At 58.0% G+C, this 19,513-nt stretch carries 19 protein-coding genes and 3 pseudogenes; 11 read left to right on the top strand and 11 right to left on the bottom strand.

Features of this window, described 5'->3' with window-relative positions; all coding sequences use genetic code 11:
• Positions 1-27: 27 nt before the first annotated feature.
• Positions 28-1,050 (bottom strand): transporter, encoded by a 1,023-nt coding sequence (locus ACZ0A4_RS16690; protein ID WP_077574218.1) that lies wholly within the window; start codon positions 1,048-1,050, stop codon positions 28-30.
• A gap of 277 nt (positions 1,051-1,327) precedes the next feature.
• Between ACZ0A4_RS16690 and ACZ0A4_RS16685 the strand changes: the two are divergent.
• The 3 genes and pseudogenes from ACZ0A4_RS16685 to ACZ0A4_RS16675 form a co-directional block, all read left to right on the top strand.
• Positions 1,328-2,017: pseudogene (locus ACZ0A4_RS16685) on the top strand (methyl-accepting chemotaxis protein); the annotation flags it as partial.
• A gap of 165 nt (positions 2,018-2,182) precedes the next feature.
• The gene (locus tag ACZ0A4_RS16680; RefSeq protein WP_371920191.1) at positions 2,183-2,950 is read left to right on the top strand and encodes a methyl-accepting chemotaxis protein; all 768 of its coding nucleotides are present in this window, start codon (positions 2,183-2,185) and stop codon (positions 2,948-2,950) included.
• A 110-nt stretch (positions 2,951-3,060) separates the two neighbouring features.
• A complete protein-coding gene (locus ACZ0A4_RS16675; RefSeq protein ID WP_463575626.1) occupies positions 3,061-3,504 on the top strand; it encodes a hypothetical protein in 444 nt (147 codons plus the stop codon).
• 265 nt (positions 3,505-3,769) lie between these two features.
• Here the strand turns inward: ACZ0A4_RS16675 and ACZ0A4_RS16670 are convergent, their stop codons facing one another.
• Both ACZ0A4_RS16670 and ACZ0A4_RS16665 read right to left on the bottom strand, forming a co-directional pair.
• Positions 3,770-4,075 carry a PepSY domain-containing protein gene (locus ACZ0A4_RS16670; RefSeq protein ID WP_007917758.1) on the bottom strand — a complete coding sequence of 102 codons (306 nt, stop codon included), beginning with the start codon at positions 4,073-4,075 and terminating at the stop codon, positions 3,770-3,772.
• A 162-nt stretch (positions 4,076-4,237) separates the two neighbouring features.
• Positions 4,238-5,365 carry a glycerophosphodiester phosphodiesterase gene (locus ACZ0A4_RS16665; RefSeq protein WP_463575625.1) on the bottom strand — a complete coding sequence of 376 codons (1,128 nt, stop codon included), beginning with the start codon at positions 5,363-5,365 and terminating at the stop codon, positions 4,238-4,240.
• 221 nt (positions 5,366-5,586) lie between these two features.
• On the opposite strand from ACZ0A4_RS16665, the gene ACZ0A4_RS16660 reads away from it, so the two are divergent.
• The gene (locus ACZ0A4_RS16660; protein ID WP_463575623.1) at positions 5,587-5,913 is read left to right on the top strand and encodes a DUF2025 family protein; all 327 of its coding nucleotides are present in this window, start codon (positions 5,587-5,589) and stop codon (positions 5,911-5,913) included.
• Positions 5,914-6,036: 123 nt separating this feature from the next.
• Here the strand turns inward: ACZ0A4_RS16660 and ACZ0A4_RS16655 are convergent, their stop codons facing one another.
• Together ACZ0A4_RS16655 and ACZ0A4_RS16650 are read right to left on the bottom strand one after the other, a co-directional pair.
• A complete protein-coding gene (locus ACZ0A4_RS16655) occupies positions 6,037-6,342 on the bottom strand; it encodes an antibiotic biosynthesis monooxygenase family protein (RefSeq protein WP_463575622.1) in 306 nt (101 codons plus the stop codon).
• On the bottom strand, positions 6,342-7,046 hold the full coding sequence (locus tag ACZ0A4_RS16650; RefSeq protein WP_463575621.1) for a CTP synthase C-terminal region-related (seleno)protein: 705 nt from the start codon (positions 7,044-7,046) through the stop codon (positions 6,342-6,344). Before ACZ0A4_RS16650 ends, ACZ0A4_RS16655 begins: the two co-directional genes overlap by 1 nt.
• 15 nt (positions 7,047-7,061) lie before the next feature.
• On the opposite strand from ACZ0A4_RS16650, the gene ACZ0A4_RS16645 reads away from it, so the two are divergent.
• Complete coding sequence (locus tag ACZ0A4_RS16645) at positions 7,062-8,003, top strand: LysR family transcriptional regulator (protein ID WP_463575620.1); 942 nt, start codon at positions 7,062-7,064, stop codon at positions 8,001-8,003.
• Positions 8,004-8,164: 161 nt separating this feature from the next.
• Here ACZ0A4_RS16645 and ACZ0A4_RS16640 read toward each other — a convergent pair.
• The 4 genes and pseudogenes from ACZ0A4_RS16640 to ACZ0A4_RS16625 form a co-directional block, all read right to left on the bottom strand.
• Positions 8,165-8,602, bottom strand: a pseudogene (locus ACZ0A4_RS16640) (methyl-accepting chemotaxis protein); the annotation flags it as partial.
• Positions 8,603-8,710: 108 nt separating this feature from the next.
• Positions 8,711-9,394: pseudogene (locus ACZ0A4_RS16635) on the bottom strand (PAS domain-containing protein); the annotation flags it as partial.
• Positions 9,395-9,674: 280 nt separating this feature from the next.
• Positions 9,675-10,742 carry a diguanylate cyclase gene (locus tag ACZ0A4_RS16630; protein ID WP_463577578.1) on the bottom strand — a complete coding sequence of 356 codons (1,068 nt, stop codon included), beginning with the start codon at positions 10,740-10,742 and terminating at the stop codon, positions 9,675-9,677.
• A 156-nt stretch (positions 10,743-10,898) separates the two neighbouring features.
• The gene (locus ACZ0A4_RS16625) at positions 10,899-11,507 is read right to left on the bottom strand and encodes a TetR/AcrR family transcriptional regulator (RefSeq protein WP_463575619.1); all 609 of its coding nucleotides are present in this window, start codon (positions 11,505-11,507) and stop codon (positions 10,899-10,901) included.
• Positions 11,508-11,722: 215 nt separating this feature from the next.
• Between ACZ0A4_RS16625 and ACZ0A4_RS16620 the strand changes: the two genes are divergently transcribed.
• Together ACZ0A4_RS16620 and ACZ0A4_RS16615 are read left to right on the top strand one after the other, a co-directional pair.
• On the top strand, positions 11,723-12,778 hold the full coding sequence (locus ACZ0A4_RS16620) for an MBL fold metallo-hydrolase (RefSeq protein WP_463575618.1): 1,056 nt from the start codon (positions 11,723-11,725) through the stop codon (positions 12,776-12,778).
• A gap of 227 nt (positions 12,779-13,005) precedes the next feature.
• A complete protein-coding gene (locus ACZ0A4_RS16615) occupies positions 13,006-14,514 on the top strand; it encodes an amidase family protein (protein WP_463575617.1) in 1,509 nt (502 codons plus the stop codon).
• Positions 14,515-14,589: 75 nt separating this feature from the next.
• On the opposite strand, the gene ACZ0A4_RS16610 is transcribed toward ACZ0A4_RS16615, so the two are convergent.
• Positions 14,590-14,898 carry a helix-turn-helix domain-containing protein gene (locus ACZ0A4_RS16610; RefSeq protein ID WP_463575616.1) on the bottom strand — a complete coding sequence of 103 codons (309 nt, stop codon included), beginning with the start codon at positions 14,896-14,898 and terminating at the stop codon, positions 14,590-14,592.
• Positions 14,899-14,991: 93 nt separating this feature from the next.
• On the bottom strand, positions 14,992-15,759 hold the full coding sequence (locus ACZ0A4_RS16605) for an AraC family transcriptional regulator (protein WP_463575615.1): 768 nt from the start codon (positions 15,757-15,759) through the stop codon (positions 14,992-14,994).
• Between the two features lie 112 nt (positions 15,760-15,871).
• On the opposite strand from ACZ0A4_RS16605, the gene ACZ0A4_RS16600 reads away from it, so the two are divergent.
• The 4 genes from ACZ0A4_RS16600 to ACZ0A4_RS16585 all read left to right on the top strand — a co-directional run bounded on the left by ACZ0A4_RS16600 (position 15,872) and on the right by ACZ0A4_RS16585 (position 19,508).
• On the top strand, positions 15,872-16,687 hold the full coding sequence (locus ACZ0A4_RS16600) for a sulfite exporter TauE/SafE family protein (protein WP_463575613.1): 816 nt from the start codon (positions 15,872-15,874) through the stop codon (positions 16,685-16,687).
• Between the two features lie 77 nt (positions 16,688-16,764).
• Complete coding sequence (locus tag ACZ0A4_RS16595) at positions 16,765-17,451, top strand: DUF6933 domain-containing protein (protein ID WP_463575612.1); 687 nt, start codon at positions 16,765-16,767, stop codon at positions 17,449-17,451.
• Positions 17,452-17,548: 97 nt separating this feature from the next.
• Entirely contained in the window at positions 17,549-18,694 is a 1,146-nt protein-coding gene (locus ACZ0A4_RS16590) for a hypothetical protein (protein ID WP_463575610.1), read from the top strand.
• A 94-nt stretch (positions 18,695-18,788) separates the two neighbouring features.
• Positions 18,789-19,508, top strand: coding sequence for a DUF6933 domain-containing protein (locus ACZ0A4_RS16585; RefSeq protein ID WP_463575609.1), 720 nt, complete (start codon positions 18,789-18,791; stop codon positions 19,506-19,508).
• Positions 19,509-19,513 lie beyond the last annotated feature (5 nt).

Here is a 19,513-nt window from a genome sequence, read left to right as displayed (position 1 = left end):
ATCTGTGCTGGACATCAGGTTCGGTGGTCAGTAATCCCCGCGCTTACGGAAGGCCCAACGCCCGGCAATCACGGTAAACGTCGCCACCAGTGCGACCAGAATCCAGAACCCTTCCGGATCCTGCGACAACGGCACCCCACCCACATTCATCCCGAAAAAACCGGCAATGATGTTGATCGGCAACGCCAGCACAGTCACCACCGTCAGAGTAAACAGCGTGCGGTTGCTCTGTTCGTTGAGGTTGGCAGCGATCTCTTCCTGCAATAGTTTGATCCGCTCACCGAGGGCAGTGAGGTCGTTGATGATCAAGGCAAACTCCTCGGTGGATTTGCGCAGTTCCTTGACGTCCTCCTTCTGCAACCAGGGCGGCGGCCGATTGAGCAGACGCAGCAGCGAACCCGGCTCCAGCGCCAGCAGCCGTTGTAAACGCACCAACACCCGCCGGTTGGCGCCGAGTTCGGCGCGGTTGGTCGACAGTCGCGATGAGAGCAATTCGTCCTCGACCTGATCGACGCTGAGGCTGGTCTTGCGCACGATTTGCGTGAGCACTTCGCCCTGATCGCGCAGCAGATGCACGAGCAGTTCCGAGGGCGAACGAAAGCGCTCGCCGGCCTTCACCGACGAGCGCAATTTGTCCACCGAGTGCAGCGGTTGCAGACGCGCGCTGACGATCAGTTTGCTGCGCACACAGACCCACAGCGTCGACACGTCCGAGGAGACCATGCTGCTGAGGTTGAACACCACATCGTTGACCACCGCCAGCAACGCCGAGTCGACATGCTCGATGCGCGTCGACCGCGAACCTTCGTGCAGCGCCTCGAAAAACTCTTCGGGCAATTGCAGATGACTTTTCATCCAGCGCTCGCACGCCGCATGCGCCAGATTGAGGTGCAGCCAAAGGAATTCACCCGTGTCGTTGTCATCCTGCAAGCAGCGCAACGCCGTCGCCGAATCGACTTCGCGGCCACGTTCGCCGGGCAGGAAGCGAAAGCCGTAGAGCAGGCCAAACAGATCAGGATCGCGATGACTGATATCGAGGCTGTGGTTCATGAAGGCTCGCTGCGAGGAGGATGCGTCGGTCGCGCAAATGGCAGGTTCACTGAGCCGCATCATCGCAATGTCACATGACGTTTGTGTGACAGCAAAATGACGTCAAATCAGCGACTTACCGACGGTCTGATTTTCTTCAAGAAGCGCTCTGGCGCGCCGATCACAGGTGCGTTAGGTTGCGCGCCATTGGCCATGAGCCAAGGCTCGCCGACATGGATGTCCGGCACAATTTCACGCCTTACCGGGCGTGCCTCATCCTTGTCCTGAGTATCTTGCGATGCTGCAAAAATCCCTGAGAGCGCAAATTCTCGCCCTGCTGTGCGGCAGCCTGCTGGCGATGCTGTTGATCGCGCTGGCTTGTTTTCACTTCCTGTCCAACGGCGTGCAAAGTTACAGCCAATTGATCGCCGGCCCGTTGCACACCTCGCAATTGATCGACGAAGCCAACCTGCAATTCAAGGTGCAGGTGCAGGAATGGAAAAACGTGTTGTTGCGCGGCAAGCAACCGGCGGATCTGGCCAAGTATTGGGGCCAGTTCGAAGATCGTCAGCGCGATGTGCAGAACATCCTCGGCGAGCTGGCCGGGCAGAAAGGCCTGGAGCCTAGCCTGAAAAACCGTATCGAACGCCTGCGCGATGAGCATCGTCAGCTCGGTTCCGCCTACCAGAAAGGTCGCGATGCCTACGTGGCTGCCGGTGGCGATCCGACGGCGGGTGACACAGCAGTCAAAGGCGTCGATCGCGCCACCAGCGATCAAATGAGCGAACTGGTCAGCGAGTTGCGCAAGCAAGGGACAGAGCAGTCGGCGCTGATCAGTGCCGAGACCGATCGCACGGTGTTGTTCGGTCTGCTGGTGATGCTCGCATCGGGCCTGCTGATCGGCCTGTTGAGCCTGTGGCTGGTCAACCGCAACCTGGTCGAACCCATCCGCAAACTGATCGATTACGTGACCCAGTTGAGCCGCGGCAAACTGGCCGAACGTGTGGTCAGCGACCGTCAGGATGAACTGGGCAACCTCGCCGCAGCCGCCAACACCTTGCGCGATTTCCTCGCCGACACCTTCACCCGTTTGCAGCGCAGCGCGAGCGATCTGGACAGCGCCAGCGGCGAGTTGAATGCGATCGCCACGACCATGGCCGGCGGCACCAACGAGCAGTTCAACCGCACCGATCAGGTGGCCACGGCGATGAACGAAATGTCCGCCACCGCGCAGGAAGTGGCGCGCCATGCCGCCGACGCCGCACGCGCGGCCGACGATGCCGACCAGTCCGCCCAACAGGGTGAGAAGGTCATGCAGAGCACTATTCACTCGATCACGCAGATGCGCGGCGAGATCGCCAACACCGCCACGGTGATTCGTCGTCTGGAAGCCGACAGCGGTCGTATCGGCAAAGTGCTGGAAGTGATTCGCGGCATCGCCGAACAGACCAACCTGCTGGCGCTTAACGCTGCGATCGAAGCGGCGCGCGCCGGTGAGGCCGGGCGTGGTTTTGCCGTGGTCGCCGATGAAGTACGCAACCTCGCACAACGCACCGCCGAGTCGATCATCGAGATCAACCAGATCATCCAGAGCGTGCAGACCGGCGCGGTGGACGCGGCGCAAGCCATCGACAGCGGCCAGACGCGCAGTGATGAAAGCGTCGAGCAGGTGACCCAGGCCGGCGCGATGCTGGAGCGCATCACGCACGCCGTGGAAGCGATCCGCGACATGAACCGTCAGATCGCTACTGCTGCCGAAGAGCAAACGTCGGTTGCCGAAGACATCTCGCGCAACCTCACCGAGATCACCTCGATCGCCAGCACCAACCTCGACAACGTGCAGCGCACCGAAAGCGCCAGCCAGAACCTGCATGGCCTGTCGGGGCAACTGAACGAAGTCACCGCGCGCTTGAGCGCCTGAGGCGATTGAACGTGTACCGGTTCGGATACCGAGTCGGTACACAGTCGATCTCAAATCGATGCGGGCGTGGTCGATGACCGGTTATCTATAACCGGCATTGGAGCCTTTCCATGGTCAGCATCACTTCTGTTTCGATCAATCAGACTGTCACGACACCTACCAGTAAAACTTCGATCAGTGACGTTGCTGACGACACGTCTACTACCGCAACCGCCAGCACGGGTGCGACTGCCGATACCGGTAAAGTCGCTGCCGGTGGGGCCGCTCCGGCGGGTGGCAGCAGTTCCAGCAGCAGTGAAGAATCGGATTCGGTGAAAGAACTGCGCAAGCAGATTGCCGAGTTGCAGAAGCAATTGCAGGAAGAGCAACAGGCGTTGCAAGCGGCTCAGGCGAAGCAGGAAAGTTCGGATGCGAAAGTCGCCGAAGTGGCGGCCGCACAGGCGCAGATCACTGCCACCTCGGCCTCCCTGTCCACCGCCACCGCCTCGCTATTGCAGGCGTTGCAGGATTCCGACTCGAGTACCTCGGGATCGTTGGTCAGCACCTCGGTGTGATGCCCTTTTCCCTCACCCTAGCCCTCTCCCAGAGGGAGAGGGGACTGACCGTGGTGACTATTCGAGGTACGCCGACCTGAAATATCGAGTCGTACTCAGGTCTTGAGTAACCCCCGATCGGCTCCCTTTCCCCCTCGCCCCTTGGGGGGAGAGGGCTGGGGTGAGGGGGCGAAAATCTCACTGACAACACATCAACAAAGCCAAACACCAGACATGAAAAAGCCGCACGATCTTTCAATCGTGCGGCTCTTGGTGGTGCGTTCAATCAAGTGTCTTGCTTATTGCTCAACACCTTGCCAGTGGTCGCATCAAAGTCCACATCGAACTCTTTGCCATCAGCAGTTTTCAATTCAACTTCATACTCATAACCGTTGAAGTGGTTATCCAGGTCAGTGTCAGTAATAGTCGCACCCGGATGCAGTTTCAGCGCTTCGGCATTCATCGACTCCAGCGACTTGATCTTGCCCGACTTAACCAGTTCAGGAATCTGGTCAACGCGAACATCAGCCTGGGCCAAGCCAGCGGTGAGGGTCAGGGCAGCGGCAGTAAACAGGGCAGTCAAAGTTTTCATCGGTTCGTTCCTTGGGGTGATTCGTTTAAGTGGCCTCAGGTTAACCAGCGCAACTTAACTCACCCTTAAAATCCCGACGCCAAACAAAACGGGCAAGCCATGCACCTGCACAGAACCTGTGGGAGCGTGACTTGCCCGCGATGAAGGCGCCTCGATTTCAGATCAGAAACCGTTGTTCTTCAACACCTGATCAACAGTGCCAGCCGCCGGGCGTTTATAGAACTTCAACAGTTCGCTGGCGCGGTTGGTGAAGATACCGTCGACACCGGCAGCCATGACTTTCTCGAAGTCTACCGGCTCGTCGACGGTGTAGACGTGCACCAGCAGGCCCTGATCGTGGGTGTACTGGTTCATCCACGGTTGCACCAGGTCCGAATAGCTCTGATCGCCACCCTTGGTCAGCTTCGCCGAAGGACCGGTGCCGATTGCACCTTGGGCCTTGGCGTAATCCACCCATTGCTTGAACTCGGCTTCGGACTTCGGCTCTTGTTTGCCGTAGAAAACGTTTTTGTCCTTCTCGCCGGACTCGGCAAACGTCACCTTGGATTTCGGCTCGATGCTGCCTTCGCCGACCCACAGCAGGAGAATCTTCGGCACTTGCGGCATTTCTTTTTCCAGCAGTTCGAGGCTGTTCTTCTCGAACGTTTGCAGGATCACTTTGCCTTTGCCCTGACCCACGCCCAGTGCGCTTTTCGCCAGTTTCGAACCGGCCGGGCTCAGCCAGCCGCGATCCTGCAGTTTCTCTTTCAGGTCTTTTTCGATCCCGGGAAACAACTGCGGCTCTTTGGTTTCGATGTACAGGCCAGGTTTGTGTTGCGGGTTGGCCTGAGCGATGTCGATGATTTCATCGAGGGTCAGAATCTTCAGCCCGGCGTAGGTCGGACGGGCACGATCAGGGTAGGCCTTGTTGTACCAGCTACCGGCGTCGAGGGTTTTCAGTTCGGCCATGGTGAAGGCATTGGCCGGGCTGTCCTTGCGCTCCGCAAACTTGCTGGCGACATCGGTGGTGCGTTGCAGGTTGTTATCGTGCAGGGCGAACAGCACGCCGTCCTTGCTGCGCTGCAAGTCCATTTCCAGGTAATCGGCACCCAGATCACGGGCCAGTTTGTAGGACGCAGCGGTGGATTCCGGTGCGTCGAAGGACGCACCACGGTGAGCGATTACCGCCGGGTGCGGGATGCCGTGGGCCGCAGCAACGGCGGCAGGATCCGTCTGGCTGGCGGCGTGCGCCTGACCGAAGCCGAGCAGCAGGCTCAGGACCAGAGCGCTTTTGGTGAAAGTGGCGGGCATGTTCGAGTTCCTTTCGCAGGGCATTTTCAAAGACGTACCTTTTAACAACTGAATCGCTTGCGTGCTATCGCAGGACCGACATAAACGTATTAAAAGCGATTTTTCCTGCACTTTTGTGGCGCTGTTTGCAGTACGCTTGCCCACGGCAGACGCTCCGGCAGAGGGCGCGCCGTGCAGTTGCCCTGCGTGTAAACCATCGATCATCTTTCGTGAGGTTTACCATGCGCATCACCTCCCAACTCATCTGCCAGGCCGCCGACGATCTCAAAGGATTTGTCGGTCTCAACCGCAAAACCGGTCAGTACATCGTGCGCTTCAGCGAAGATTCGTTCGGCATGGACGTGGCCGATGACGGCATTATTCCTGTGAATGAATTTGTCTGGGCGCCGGCAACAGCGCAGACCATGACGCTTAAACGCGAGTTGATTCAGTTGTTGCTGGATCAGAACATCGATGACCGGATCAACATCACCGAGCCGTTACGCGTTTATATGAGCAAGGTTGAAGTGCCGGAGATTGAGGCGGTGCGCAGTCTGCTGCGCGGCTGAGACGCTCTGTGACAGCGCTGGCCTCTTCGCGAGCAAGCTCGCTCCCACATTGGATCTGCGTCGATCACAAATCCCCTGTGGGAGCGAGCTTGCTCGCGAAGGCGGCCACCCATGCGCCGCCATTTATGGCCCGAACCGATACTCACGCTCAACCCGACACACCCGCGTATGAAACGCCGAATACCACTGCAAACGCCCACGCGCCTGAATCACCCGATGCTCAGGATGCTGCCGCCACGCCAGAATCGCCGCTTCGCTGTCCCAGTACGACACCGTAATCCCGGCGCCATCGGCTCCTCGAACCGACTCCACCCCAAGAAACCCCGGCTGCTCATTCACCAACGCGGCCATACGCTCAGACGCCTCGGCATACCCGTTGTCACCCTCGGTTCGAGTCGACGTAAAAATCACCGCAAAGCAATCAGTCATCAACGTAACTCCACACAAGCTTCAACAAACGCGCGCACCAGCGGCGGCATCTGCCCTTTGAGCGCAGCACGTTCCGGTTGAAATAGCGTGGCGACAAAGAACCGCTGATCCTTGAGTTCAATCGCGCGCAAATCCCCTGACAAATCATGACCGACAGCTTGTAGCCGATCATTCAACAGTTGCCGTTCGAACAGCGGATTCACACCGAAGCGGCAGCGATAACCTTCACGAATTTCAGACGTTTCGTACGCCCTGGCGATCAACGAGCCGGGCACCAGGTGAATGCTGTCCACCGCTTCAACCAGCGAACAGGTCAACGGCGTGAGTACCGCGCGTTCAGAGTCTGGCGATGTTTCACCATGTTCCGCATCGACCCAGCCCAGCACGTTGCGGGAAAATTCCAGCACCGCATGTTGAAAACCGCCGCAGGTGCCGAGGAAAGGGCGCTGTTGTTCGCGGGCAAAACGGATCGCCCGCAGTGCGCCTGATTCACTTTTGTAAGGGCTGGCCGGTACACACCAGAAACCGTCGAACCGCTCGAGCGGCGTATCGGCGTGGATCTGCTCAGTGGGCAACCATTCGAATTGCACGTTGCGGTTGAGGTGCTCGGCGACCAGCCCGAGGGCGACGGGAATGGCTTGGTGGGCGGTGACCTGCGGGTCGTAATCGCCGATCAGGGCGATACGGAGGGCGCTGTTTTCCATGGGGGTTCCCTGCGCTTGTTGATTGATGGCACTCACTATAGATTGGCGTTCACGCACTCAATATGGGCGTTTCCCCAAGTGATCAATGCAGCGACGCACTATCAAATCGATTACCCCGATCTCGCCCTGATTCTGGCCTTGGTGCGTGGCGGCTCTCTGGCCCGCGCTTCGCAGCTGTTGAAGGTCGACGTGTCGACGGTGTTCCGCGCCGTGCGCCGTCTCGAAGCCGCACTCGCTCAGCAACTGTTCGAAAAAAGCCGCGCCGGCTATTTACCGACAACACTCGCGCAGACGCTGGCCGAGCAAGCCGAACGCGCCGAACAGGCGCTGGAGGCCGCGCGCATTGGCGTGGAGCAGGGCGGCGAAGTGGTCAGCGGCACGGTGCGTCTGACCTGTACCGATTCGGTGTTGCAGGGTTTGCTGTTGCCAGCACTGGCGCAGTTCATGCCGAATTACCCGGCGTTGACCATCGAACTGAGCACCTCGAACGACTTCGCCAACCTCAGTCGCCGCGATGCCGACATCGCCCTGCGCCTGACACGCACACCGCCGGAGCATCTGGTCGGACGGCAACTGGCGAAGATTTCCTACCGGGTCTGCGCCAGTACGCGTTATCTGCAGACCGTCGATGCATCGGATCTGACGGCGCTGACCTGGATCGCCCCGGACGACTTTCTGCCCGATCACCCGACCATCGCCTGGCGCCGCCAGCATCTTCCCGGCGTCACACCGGGCTACCGCTGCAACAGCATGTTGTCGGTGACTGAACTGGTCCGCGCAGGGCTCGGCGTCGCGGCATTGCCGGACTTTCTGGTTGGCGATGAGTTGCAGGCGTTGGGCGAACCGCTGCACGGTTATGACACCGCGCTATGGCTGCTGACTCGCCCGGATTGCCGGGCGTTGCGCTCGGTAGTGACGTTGTTCGATGAGTTGGGGCGAGCGCTGCGGTTGCCGTGATCGGGGCTGGCCTCTTCGCGGGCACCGCAGTTTCAATGGTCGAATACAAAAGGTGTGTTCGACTCAATTCCTGTGGGAGCGAGCCTGCTCGCGAAGGCGGCAACTCGGTTTATGGCCCAGACACAATCTTGATCCCGCCGACTATTCCGAGTGACCCCGCATCACCCCGGAGCCCGCTCATTGGCAAACATGCTCACCGCATCCACCGCCTCACTGGCGCCATCGCGAATCTGCAAGATCACCGTGCCCGCCTGATTCGCCAACTCGACCCCTTCAGCCGCACGACCCCGAGTGCCTTCCATGCTCTTGATGGCCTGACGGGTTTCGCTCTGGATCAGACCGATCATGCTGGAAATCTCCGCCGTCGAACCGCTGGTACGTGCCGCCAGTTGTCTCACTTCATCGGCCACCACAGCAAATCCGCGCCCCTGTTCACCGGCGCGTGCAGCCTCAATGGCAGCATTGAGCGCCAGCAGGTTGGTCTGGTCGGCAATCGCGCGGATGGTGTTGACGATGGCGGTGATCTGCTCGGAGCGTTCCCCCAGTTGTGCAATCAGCGTTGAAGACTCGGCAATGTCTTCGGCAATTTCACGCATTTCACTGGCGGCTTGCTGGATCACCTGCGTACCTTGTTCGGCGACTTTTCGCGTCGCTACCGAGATGTGATACGCCGCGCTGGCACTGCGCGCGTCCTGTTCGTGTTGCTCGACCCGGGCGGTGACGTCGGAGGCGAATTTCACCACTTTGCACAAGCGTCCGGAAGCGTCGTAGACCGGGTTGTAGTTGGCTTCGAGCCACACTGTTTGCCCGCGTTTATCCACGCGTTCGAACTGACCCTGGAAAAGCTCGCCCTGATTCAAACGCCGCCAGAAATCTTCGTAGGCACTGCTATTGACCAGTGCCGGCGTGCAGAACAATCGGTGATGTTTACCTTTGAGTTCGGCGAGTGTGTAACCCATGCGCGTCAGAAAATTCTGATTGGCCGTGAGAATACTGCCGTCGAGATTGAATTCGATAACCGCCATGGCCCGGTCAATCGCCTGCAACTTGGCGTTGGCCTCACTTTCCTGCTGCACCTTGGCGGTCACGTCCATGGCGTACTTGACCACTTTCACCACGCGGCCCGCAGCATCCTTGATCGGGTTGTAACTGGCTTCGAGCCAGATCGGCAGGCCTTTGCTGTTGACCCGTTCGAATGTACCGGACTGAAACTGGCCGTTTTTCAGGCGAGACCACAAATCCGTGTACTGAGCACTACGGCCGAACTCTGGTGTGCAAAAGCGCCGATGCGGTTGGCCGATCGCTTGTTCGGCGGTGTAACCCATGGTCTTGAGAAAGTTGTCGTTGGCGCGCAATACCACGCCATCCAGGTCGAACTCGATCACCGCCATAGAGCGATTGATCGCGTCGAGCAGCCCGGCTTGTTCGGTGAGGGAACGCTGAAGGTCGGCGACGGCGGATTTGTGGCGATTGAAGAACATGCTCGCAGTACTCTGGAAGTGGGGAAGATCGAGGATTCAGTCCCTATTTCCACGCTGGCAGACCGAATGCGCGGGCGGCATTCGGCGGTGACTGCTCAATGCCAGCATTCCTTAACTGGCAGATGGCTACTTATACAAAACTTCATAAACTTGTACAAGAAAGTAATTATTTGTAATTTTGTATAACTTTTTAGGCGCTGGCGTTGTCTGTCGCGGTACGGCTCAAGGCCACGCTGATAGCGTTGCGGCCCGTGTGTTTGGCGGTGTACAGCGCTTTATCGGCATCGTCCAGCCAGTCGAGTGCATCCTTGTACAAAGGCTGATACCGCGCCAAACCGATACTCAGACCCACTCGCAACCCTGACACCTGCGGATGACGATACTGCTGCAGTGCGTCACGCAATTGCTCCATCAGCGCTTCGGCCTTGTTTAGCGGCAGTGTCGGCAGGATCACGCAGAATTCGTCACCGCCGTAGCGTCCGGCCAACTCGTATTGATCGAGCAGGCGTTTGAGGTCGTGACTCAATTGCCGCAGCACCGCATCGCCAACAATGTGCCCGAAGCTGTCGTTGATGTCCTTGAAATGGTCGATGTCGATCAACGCCAGCGTGGCTTGGCTGTTGTGTTGGCGGCACTGCTGGAACTTCAGGTGCAGCAGGTCCTTCCAGGCACCGTGGTTGAGCAGGCCGGTAAGACTGTCGGTACGGCTGAGGGCGCTCAGCGCGCGTTTGTGTCGGGAGAGTTTGATCGCCAGGCGATAACAGACCATGCCCAGCGCCAGCGGATAAAGAGTAAGCATCGGCAGGCAGGCCCAGACTTGCTCCTGGGTCATCGTCAGGCTGAATTTGACACCAAAGATCATCCAGCCCAGCAATACGCCGGCGATTTGGGCGAGGGCACCGAACACGAACAGTCGATAGCCGCCAGCGGCGACGTTGTTCATGGTCATCATCGACAGGATGGTCACGGTGGTCAGCGGACTGAATTGAAAGCTCGCCGCCCAGAATCCCCCGCACAGCGAGTCATATAACAGGTTGCGGCGTTCAGCCTGATACGGGAACGCCGAGCGAGTAGAAATCTGATAAGCCAGATGCGGCCAGGCGAAGCCGTTGAATAGCAACAGCCCCCAGACCCAGCCAGGCATGTTCAGCGGATACAACGCAGCACCGACGCTGAAAAAACCGATCCCCAGACCGATGGCCCGGGGCAGGTAAATGGGTCGGGCGAATGACAAGCCTTTGCCGCGTTGGTTTTCCATGATGCCCTGCGCGAAATTCATCCTGAAATACTTTGCAGTATTTTCTCAGGCTAACCGTTCGTCGGTCGATTGTCGGACATTGTCATTTATTCCAACGGGAATAATCAGTGTCCTTCCAAGCCATTTAATCGGTGGCACGCGCAGGAGAAGGGCGATTTAGAGCTGATAGCAGGCCAGAAACATCTCCAACGCCGATTCGGCGACGGTGTTCTGCATGTCGACATCGAGGGCGGCACGGCCCATCGACATCTGTGGCCAGAAGCCAAAGGTCTTGAGCAAGCCTTGTACTTGATGGGCGGCAAACTCCGGGTCGACCGGTTTCAATCGGCCGTCGGCCTGCGCGGCGCGAATCCACACGGTCAGACCTTCTTCGCGCTCGCCCATGCGCTCGATCATGTTCTGCGCGCGCTCCGGCGAATGAATGGTCGCAGCAATTGCCACCCGTGCCAGAGTCAGAAAATTTTCGTCAGCCATCAGCTGCACCTTGGCCTGCAGCATCTGGCGTAATTGCTCGCGCAACGGCTGATCGCGGTTGTAGGTCACTGATTGCTCGGCGCTGATTCGTGCCCACAACTGGTTGAGAATTTCGGCGAACAGCTCTTCTTTGCTGGGGAAATGGTTGTACACCGTGCGCTTGGATACACCGGCGGTGGCCGCGATTTTGTCCATGCTGGTGACTTCGAAACCGTTAGCCCGGAACTCGGCAATCGCCGCCTGAATAATGGCTTCGCGTTTACGGTCGGTGAGGCGCTGTGGAGCTGTCATAAGTACGCTTCGGCAGAGAAAAGATGAAATTACACTTGGCAGTTTACTTGTCATCCACTTTGATGCAACCTAGAAACTACACCGAGCAGTGTAATGTTGCGTTAATCCTCGCAATCTAAAAACCAGACAGTTCGGCCTATGCGTGCAGCTTTGGCCATTTATCGTCCCACCGCGGAAAACCGTGAATTGCGCGGTTTTTCTGGAGTCATTGAGTCATGGCCAATCCAGTTGCCCTCCCGGATAACACATCCACGCCTGAAGCCTCGCGGCAAAATCAGGGGCTGTTTCGCAATCACGCACCCGTGCAACGCGAAGGCGTACGCAAAATGCTGCGGATCATGTGGAACATGATTTTCCACAAACCGCGCAACACCCGGCCCGCCGCGCCTATTCCGGTGCAAGCATTGACTCGGGAAGAGCTGCTGGCAGCGCCCAATCACAGCGTCTATCGCCTCGGTCATTCGACCTTGTTGCTGAAACTGCGCGACAAATTCTTCATCACCGACCCGGTCTTCGCCGAGCGCGCATCGCCAGTGCAGTGGGCCGGGCCGAAACGCTTCCACCAGCCACCGATCAGCATCGATCAATTGCCACCGATCGAAGCGGTGATCCTGTCGCACAACCATTACGACCACCTCGATTACCACGCCGTGCTCAGACTGGCCGCCAAGACCAATCTGTTCCTGACCCCGCTGGGCGTCGGCGACACGTTGATCAAATGGGGCATCGATGCCAGCAAAGTGCGCCAGTACGATTGGTGGCAGGGCGCTGAGATTGCCGGCATCCATTTCGTCGCCACACCGTCGCAGCACTTTTCCGGCCGTGGCCTGTTCGACGGCAACAGCTCCCTGTGGGCGTCCTGGGTGATGATCGACGGCGACACGCGGATCTTCTTCAGCGGCGACAGCGGCTATTTCGATGGCTTTAAACGCATCGGTGAGCAATACGGCCCGTTCGACCTGACCCTGATGGAAACCGGCGCCTACAACGTCGAATGGCCGCACGTGCACATGCAGCCCGAAGAAACCCTGCAAGCGCACATCGACCTCAAGGGCCGCTGGCTCTTCCCGATCCACAACGGCACCTTCGACCTGGCGATGCACGCCTGGCACGAACCGTTCGACCGGATTCTGGCACTGGCGTGGGAACGCAGTGTTGCCATTACCACGCCGCAGATGGGCGAGGCGTTTAACATCGCTCAACCGCAGCGCGGGGAGGCGTGGTGGTTGGCGGTTGAAGGGGAGAGTGAGGCGGTGGTGCAGGAGGCCTGATGGCTCATTCCGTCGGACGATTCCTGATGCGGATGGGCTGTTTATCTATATGAATTAGCGAATTTTTGTGTCGGAAAAGTCCGCTTACTTTTGTAGCGGCTACGAGTCAGGATGACTTTTCCTACTGCGTATAGTCTGTTTTGCCGACAGCTCTTTCCTACGTCCTCGGTAGGCTGTGTCGCGAGTGAATGGCTCACCCGTGCATAGCCTAAACAAGGACGATAAACATGAAACACCTCTTCAAACACCGCGTAAATAAACTGGCGCAGGCCATCGTTATGCCGATGCTCGCGATAAACGTTGCTGTCGCGGCCGATGCCCTGGAATACGCAAGCGTCAGTCAGCTTGGCAAGCTGATGGCCGACAATGAGTTGACCGCCGTCGCCTTGGTCGAGCATTTGACTGAGCGAATGGCCAGCCTGGACAAACAAGGCCCTTCTCTCAATGCAATTATCGAGTTGAACCCGCAAGCCGTTGAAATCGCCACGGCTCTTGATCAGGAGCGCGCGCAAGGCCAGATCCGTGGCCCGCTGCACGGCATTCCGGTGCTGCTCAAGGACAGCATCGATACAGCGGACATGCTGCAAACCAGCGCGGGCTCGTTGGCGATGGTGGGTCAGCCTGCAAGCAAGGATGCCTTCATCGTTGAACAACTGCGCGAGGCGGGGGCGATCGTATTGGGCAAAACCAACATGAGCGAATGGGCTTACGTGCGTGATATGGAACTCCCCCATGGCTGGAGCGGCCGAGGCGGTCAGAGTAAAAACCCTCACGTGCTGATTGAAGGGGTCTGTGGTTCCAGCTCCGGTTCGGCGGTTGCCATTGCAGCGGGTTTCGCACCGCTGTCCATCGGTACCGAAACCAACGGTTCGATTACTTGCCCGGCCACGGCCAACGGTGTGGTCGGGGTCAAACCGACGCTGGGATTGTTCAGTCGGTCCGGTATCGTGCCAATCACGCGCCTGCAAGATACTCCCGGCACATTGACCCGCTCCGTTCGCGATGCCGCGCTGATGTTCAACGTGCTGCAAGGCATGGATTCTGCTGATGCCGCCACAGCGGGAGCGCCTCAGGGCATTGATTACACCGCGCTGCTCGCCAACGATGCCTTGAACGGTAAACGCATCGGTTACCCGATCGCATATACAGGCTCCCATGGCGCGACGCTGACGCCGAGCTTTGAATTCCTGATGGCGATGGCCACGATGCAAGAGCTGGGCGCGACCCTTGTTCCCCTGACGATGCGCTTGCCCGACATGGGCGACTATTTCACGGGTTTGATGGGCGGTATGAAACATGAGCTGCCCGAATATCTCGCCAGTCGAACCGGGCTGCCCGTTCAGTCGTTGCAGGAACTGATCGACTTCAACACGCTTAATCCCGGCCATGATGGCTACGGTCAGTCGATGCTGGAAGCAATCAATGCGCTGTCGACAACACACCAAGAAGCAACGGCCATCATTGAGGCCCTTAACGCGGCCTTCAAGGAGTCCATCGACGAACAACTGCGTGAGCACAATCTCGATGCTTTGGTTTCCGAAGACGACGGTTTCTCACAGTTTTCTGCCGCTGTCGCGAGCTATCCCGCGATTACTCTGCCATCGGGTATGAACGGCGCTGGGTTGCCGACTTCCGTGTTCTTTTTTGGCCCGCGCTGGAGTGAACCGCAATTGCTGGCCATGGCTTACAGCTATGAACAGGAATCGCAGCAACTGCAGCATCCGGCGTTCAAATAAAGACTAATAAAAGCGGCATCGCTCTTCCGGGACGATGCCGTTTTTGCCTTGAGAGACTCGTCGCAGGCACAGCGTTTAATCAACCATCGCAAAATCCGCATGCCCTGCCGATTCCCGAGCCACGCTCACCGAGCGCCCCGGTGCAAACCCGGGAAAGAACACCAGCCCCTGCGCCTCGAACCGGTAAGCCAGCGCCAGTCGCGCCGCATCCGCCACGTCCTGCTGCGCTTCAAAGCGTTGAATGTCTTCAACCGAAACCTCCGCCTCCCGCGATAGCTGTTCCACGCTCCAGCCCAGCATCGCTCGGGCCTGGAGGCAGTGCGTCGGGGTGAACTGGAAAAGGGCAATGCGTTCGAGGATGTGGTTCATCGCAAGAGAGGCCATGGTGTGCTCCGGGCTCAAGAGTGCTGATTGAAAATGTACTGTGTTTTTGTACAGTTGTTTTTGGCCGGGATCAAACGCATTTTTTGATTTGCCCTAATTTGCCGCCTCCAACCAGACGGACGGTGCCTGACCAAGGATCCGCCGGAACATCGTCGAGAACGCCGCCGGGCTTTCATAACCGAAGTCCAGCGCGATGCGCGTCACCGCTTCACCCGAGGCCAGTCGTGCCAGCGCCAGGACCACGCAAGCCTGCTGCCGCCATTGCCTGAAACTCAGCCCGGTCTGCTGACGGAAAAGTCTGTTGAAGGTGCGCAAGCTTATGTGTAACTGGTCGGCCCACTGCTGTGGTGATTGGTGGGCGTACGGCTGATGCAGAAAGGTCTGACACAGAGACAGGAGCTTTCCGTCAGTCGGTAGTGGGATGTGCAACGGCAGCGGCGCACTGCGCGTCAATTCATGCAGCAACAGATCAATCAATACGCCATCGCGCCCGCCGAGGTCATACGTCAGCGGTACTTCCACCGCCTCCATCAGCAAATGCCGCATCAACGGTGACACGCTGATTACCTGGCAGTGCTCCCCCAGATCCACTGCGCCCGGTTCGATGTAAACACTGCGAGTACTGACCCCGAGCATCAACACCTCATGCGCCACCCCCGGCGGAATCCAAACCGCTCGCTGCGGCGGCACCACCCAGTTGCCGTCATGGGTGCTGACCTGCATCACACCGGTCGCGCCATACAACAATTGCGCCCGCCGATGCGTGTGAAAAGGCAGCAAGTGACCGTGGGAATAATCCGTACCGATCGCCACCACCGCGCGCGGCGTGTCATCCAGCAGATTGATCGAAACATTGCGCATCAGGCGTTTTCCGGTGGTTGGCGTAAACGCAAGCATTATTGGCTGACTTGCTGAAGCAGGCCAAGCGATGCCGTTCTATCGTCGACCGCTCTCCCACCACGGACGCCTCGACATGTTCTATTTACTGCTGACTCTCTTCGGCTGCCTGACCGGCATAACCGCCGTCCTGTTCGGCTTCGGCGGCGGCTTCGTCGTGGTGCCGCTGCTGTATCGCATGCTCACCGCTAGCCACGGCGCCGACGACCCGATCAGCCAGTCGGCAATGCACATCGCCGTCGCCACTTCGACCTGCGTGATGATCGTCAACGCCCTGATCGCCACCGACAAACATCGCCGCGCTGGCAACCTCATCCGCCATTACCTGTGGCCATTGGGAGGGTTTATCGGAGTGGGTGCGGTCGTGGGTGCAATAGCGGCGGTGTGGGTCAGCGGCGACGTGATTCGCTATGCGTTCATCGGCTACCTCGGCGTGACCATCGTCGACTGCCTGCTGCGACGCGGATTTCTCACTCAGAACGCAGACGTCATCCCACGCCGACTTGGCGCTACGGAAACTTCCGCAGGCGGTGTAGGCATCGGCGCCATCGCGACGTTTCTCGGTGTAGGAGGCAGCGTCATGACCGTGCCGTTGTTGCGCCGCTGTGGACTGAGCATGTCGCAAGCGACGTCCATGGCCAATCCGTTGAGCGTACCGGTGGCATTGGCCGGGACGCTGACGTACATGGCGTTGGCCGGGTTCAGTCAGGCTGACCTGGGCGCTTGGTTTGTCGGGTATGTGGATCTGCTCGCGTTTGCGGTGCTGACGGTTGGCTCGCTCATTGGGATTCGATTGGCCGCGCCATGGATTGGGCGGATTCCGGATCGGGTGCATGCCTGGGTCTATATCGGGTTGCTGATTATTGTGCTGCTGTGCATTTCGCTTAAATGAACCATTGCCAGGCTACAGCGGAAGAAATCAAAATTGATAACCGAACGCTGTCCTCCAGCAATGACCAGAGAACCAGGATGTTGATCTTTAATTGCACCGAAGCCGCCAGTAAGTTTTTCAGCCGTGTTCACAAAGGCAAAGTGATCACTCCGGTGGATGCTAAACCCCCGACCGCAGTGATCGAAGATGATGAACCGGGCAGCTCCAACGAGCAGTGGCTCGTGCACGCAATCACCGTGCAACGCAAACACGTGTTGCTCGTCATTCATGTGCAAACCCGTTATTGCATGATCCTCGCCGATGCCAAAAAGGCCGATGCTGAAGGGTTTGTCGCTGGATTTGTCGAGCGCTGGCGCGAAGGCTTGATGCGCGACGCGATCAACCATGACGTCATGCAATGGGTTGATGCGGGGATCATGTTGGATCGTTTTGCAGGAGCTTGCGCAGAACATCGGTTCTATCGTCGCAGCCATCGCGGTGCACAAAAGCATATTGAGCAGATCGCCTGGTTTTTTGAGGACTGTGCCGCCGAGTGGGGTTGTTTGCCGCAGGGCGAACGTGCGGCCATCGGGTTCGATGCGCAGATGAACAGCCGACTCAGAAACAGCAAGGGCCGCAAGGATTACTTCAGGCCAGATGAAGAAATGATCGCCCACTGGTTGCGTCAATATTGCGCTGTCGACGAGTCTGGTATCCAAACTGCGCTGGAGCGACGCAAACAGGCAGAGCGGGAGATCAAGGCGTTTCAGAGTGAGCTGCAATAGCCTGAAAGTCACTGCGGGCCTCGCATGCCCGGGTTGCTCTCGCCATAATTCGCAACGTTCTCTTCCGGGCAAACGCCCCGTCACTCAAGGATGAAAGATGTATCGCAGACTGTTGCGAATCTCCGGCATTTTGCTGCTCGTCAGTTTAGTGCTCTCAACCCGGATATGGGCGGACGACAACAAGCAGGTGTACACCGGCACCCTCGGCAAAGCCGCAATCGTTGTGGAAATCGATACCCGCTACAGCGAGGGTCGTTACTTCTACAAAAAATACCGAAAAGACCTGGCGCTGGACATCAGTAGAGAGGACGACGCACTGGTGATGGTCGAAGGCGCGGCGATGGATGGCGGTTCGCGCCCGACTCTGCGCTTGCAGCCAAAACTCAACGGCTGGAGCGGCGAATGGAGCAACCAGGATGGAAAGATCCTGAAGGTTGAATTACAGCCCGCCAAGCTCCCCGATGTTCCCGCCGGTGCCTTGCCGTATTTCACCGAACTGCATGACAAGAACCCGTACGAGTACCTACGGTTGCAGGGTCTGCAACTTGTAAAAGGCAAAACCGAAACCTTCATGGGCTACACGGTGCAATGGTGGAGCGAGGTGAAGTCGGGGGCTTCGCTGTTTGAAGTGGTATCGGGTTATTCGCCGCAAGCGCGGGAGCGCATCAATCAATATTTAATGGCACGCTTGTGGGGCGAGGTGACTTCGCATTTCGACTGCGCGGGGAGTTATTCGCAATCCAGTCAGCCGCTATGGTTGTCGTCTTCGATGATGAGTGCGCGCATTGCTACCGAATATTATTGTGGCGGTGCCTATCCGGATCAAAACAATGAATCGCTCAACTTTGATACACAAACAGGGAAGTTGCTGACCCTTGAGGATGTTTTGTGGGTGGGGCAGGGCAAGCCCTTTCATTATGTGGAGGGATTGGAAGTTGCCTCTACAGTGTCCTCCGCTGACTATTACAACTACCGCTCCAAAGAATTCGCACCCTGGCTCGTCGCGCAGTTGCTAAAGCTTTATTCCAGGGAAATGACCGTCGTCGCGGAAGGCGAAAACGAGTGCGGGTACGACGAGCAAGAACCTTGGGCATTCCCATCGTGGTACTTCAGCGCAAACGGCATCACTTTTACGCCGTCGTATCCACATGTCGCCGCCGTGTGCGGATACGTCGAGTGGGGTGTGCTGCCTTATGACCTGATCAAACAGCACCCCGGCGGCGTTCCCTTGCAATTGCCCTGAGTGGAGCTGGGTTCGTGCGTCGAAGGGGGTTGGAATCAGTCAGCGTGTTCGCAAGAATATGCTTCCTTTCTGTAGAAATCACATGGGGCCGAGCATGCTGATCTTTAACTGCACCGAAGCCGCCAGCAAATTCTTCAGCCGTATCCACAAGGGCAAAAAGATCACGCCAGTGGACGCTAATCCGCCGTCCTCCATCATTGAAGATGATGAGTCGAGCGGCGCTGACGAGCAGTGGCTGGTGCACGCGATAACGGTACAACGCAAGCATGTGTTGCTGGTCATTCACGTCCAGACCCGCTATTGCCTGATTTTCGCTGATGCGAAAAAGGCTGACACAGAAGACTTTGTTGATCGATTTGTGGATCGTTGGGTCAAGGGGATAGTGATCAACGCACATCATCATGACCTCGGGCAGTGGCTTAACCCGGAGTTGATGTTGGCGCGGCTGAAACAGACTTGTGAGCATCAACGGTTCTATCGGCGTAGTCATCGCAGCGCGCAAAAACACATTGATGAGATTGCATGGATGTTCCAGGACAAGGTCGCCCATACCGGTTCTTTGCCACCGGATGAAATCACAGCGATGGTATTTGACGAGCAAATGAATGACACGCCCAGGAACAGCAAGGGCGCCAAGTCCTACTACTTTCCGGATGAGGAAATGGCGCTTCACTGGTTGCGTCATTACTGCTTTCTTGATGACGTCCAGCTTCATGCTGCCAAGGAACGTCGCCAACAAATGGCTCGGGAAATAGCAGCCCTCGAGCACGAAGCCTGGCTTGAAAAGTACGAGCAAGAAAACTCGAATAGTTAAACCAC

This window comes from Pseudomonas sp. AC172 (assembly GCF_979258595.1).
This window is presented reverse-complemented; position numbering and strand designations above follow the sequence as displayed.

What these genes read in the sequence shown, in the direction of transcription:
- ACZ0A4_RS16690 (WP_077574218.1), bottom strand. Translation starts at nt 1,050, where the DNA reads ATGAACCACAGCCTCGATATCAGTCATCGCGATCCTGATCTGTTTGGC.
- ACZ0A4_RS16680 (WP_371920191.1), top strand. Translation starts at nt 2,183, where the DNA reads ATGGCCGGCGGCACCAACGAGCAGTTCAACCGCACCGATCAGGTGGCC.
- ACZ0A4_RS16675 (WP_463575626.1), top strand. Translation starts at nt 3,061, where the DNA reads ATGGTCAGCATCACTTCTGTTTCGATCAATCAGACTGTCACGACACCT.
- ACZ0A4_RS16670 (WP_007917758.1), bottom strand. Translation starts at nt 4,075, where the DNA reads ATGAAAACTTTGACTGCCCTGTTTACTGCCGCTGCCCTGACCCTCACC.
- ACZ0A4_RS16665 (WP_463575625.1), bottom strand. Translation starts at nt 5,365, where the DNA reads ATGCCCGCCACTTTCACCAAAAGCGCTCTGGTCCTGAGCCTGCTGCTC.
- ACZ0A4_RS16660 (WP_463575623.1), top strand. Translation starts at nt 5,587, where the DNA reads ATGCGCATCACCTCCCAACTCATCTGCCAGGCCGCCGACGATCTCAAA.
- ACZ0A4_RS16655 (WP_463575622.1), bottom strand. Translation starts at nt 6,342, where the DNA reads ATGACTGATTGCTTTGCGGTGATTTTTACGTCGACTCGAACCGAGGGT.
- ACZ0A4_RS16650 (WP_463575621.1), bottom strand. Translation starts at nt 7,046, where the DNA reads ATGGAAAACAGCGCCCTCCGTATCGCCCTGATCGGCGATTACGACCCG.
- ACZ0A4_RS16630 (WP_463577578.1), bottom strand. Translation starts at nt 10,742, where the DNA reads ATGGAAAACCAACGCGGCAAAGGCTTGTCATTCGCCCGACCCATTTAC.
- ACZ0A4_RS16625 (WP_463575619.1), bottom strand. Translation starts at nt 11,507, where the DNA reads ATGACAGCTCCACAGCGCCTCACCGACCGTAAACGCGAAGCCATTATT.
- ACZ0A4_RS16620 (WP_463575618.1), top strand. Translation starts at nt 11,723, where the DNA reads ATGGCCAATCCAGTTGCCCTCCCGGATAACACATCCACGCCTGAAGCC.
- ACZ0A4_RS16615 (WP_463575617.1), top strand. Translation starts at nt 13,006, where the DNA reads ATGAAACACCTCTTCAAACACCGCGTAAATAAACTGGCGCAGGCCATC.
- ACZ0A4_RS16610 (WP_463575616.1), bottom strand. Translation starts at nt 14,898, where the DNA reads ATGGCCTCTCTTGCGATGAACCACATCCTCGAACGCATTGCCCTTTTC.
- ACZ0A4_RS16605 (WP_463575615.1), bottom strand. Translation starts at nt 15,759, where the DNA reads ATGCGCAATGTTTCGATCAATCTGCTGGATGACACGCCGCGCGCGGTG.
- ACZ0A4_RS16600 (WP_463575613.1), top strand. Translation starts at nt 15,872, where the DNA reads ATGTTCTATTTACTGCTGACTCTCTTCGGCTGCCTGACCGGCATAACC.
- ACZ0A4_RS16595 (WP_463575612.1), top strand. Translation starts at nt 16,765, where the DNA reads ATGTTGATCTTTAATTGCACCGAAGCCGCCAGTAAGTTTTTCAGCCGT.
- ACZ0A4_RS16590 (WP_463575610.1), top strand. Translation starts at nt 17,549, where the DNA reads ATGTATCGCAGACTGTTGCGAATCTCCGGCATTTTGCTGCTCGTCAGT.
- ACZ0A4_RS16585 (WP_463575609.1), top strand. Translation starts at nt 18,789, where the DNA reads ATGCTGATCTTTAACTGCACCGAAGCCGCCAGCAAATTCTTCAGCCGT.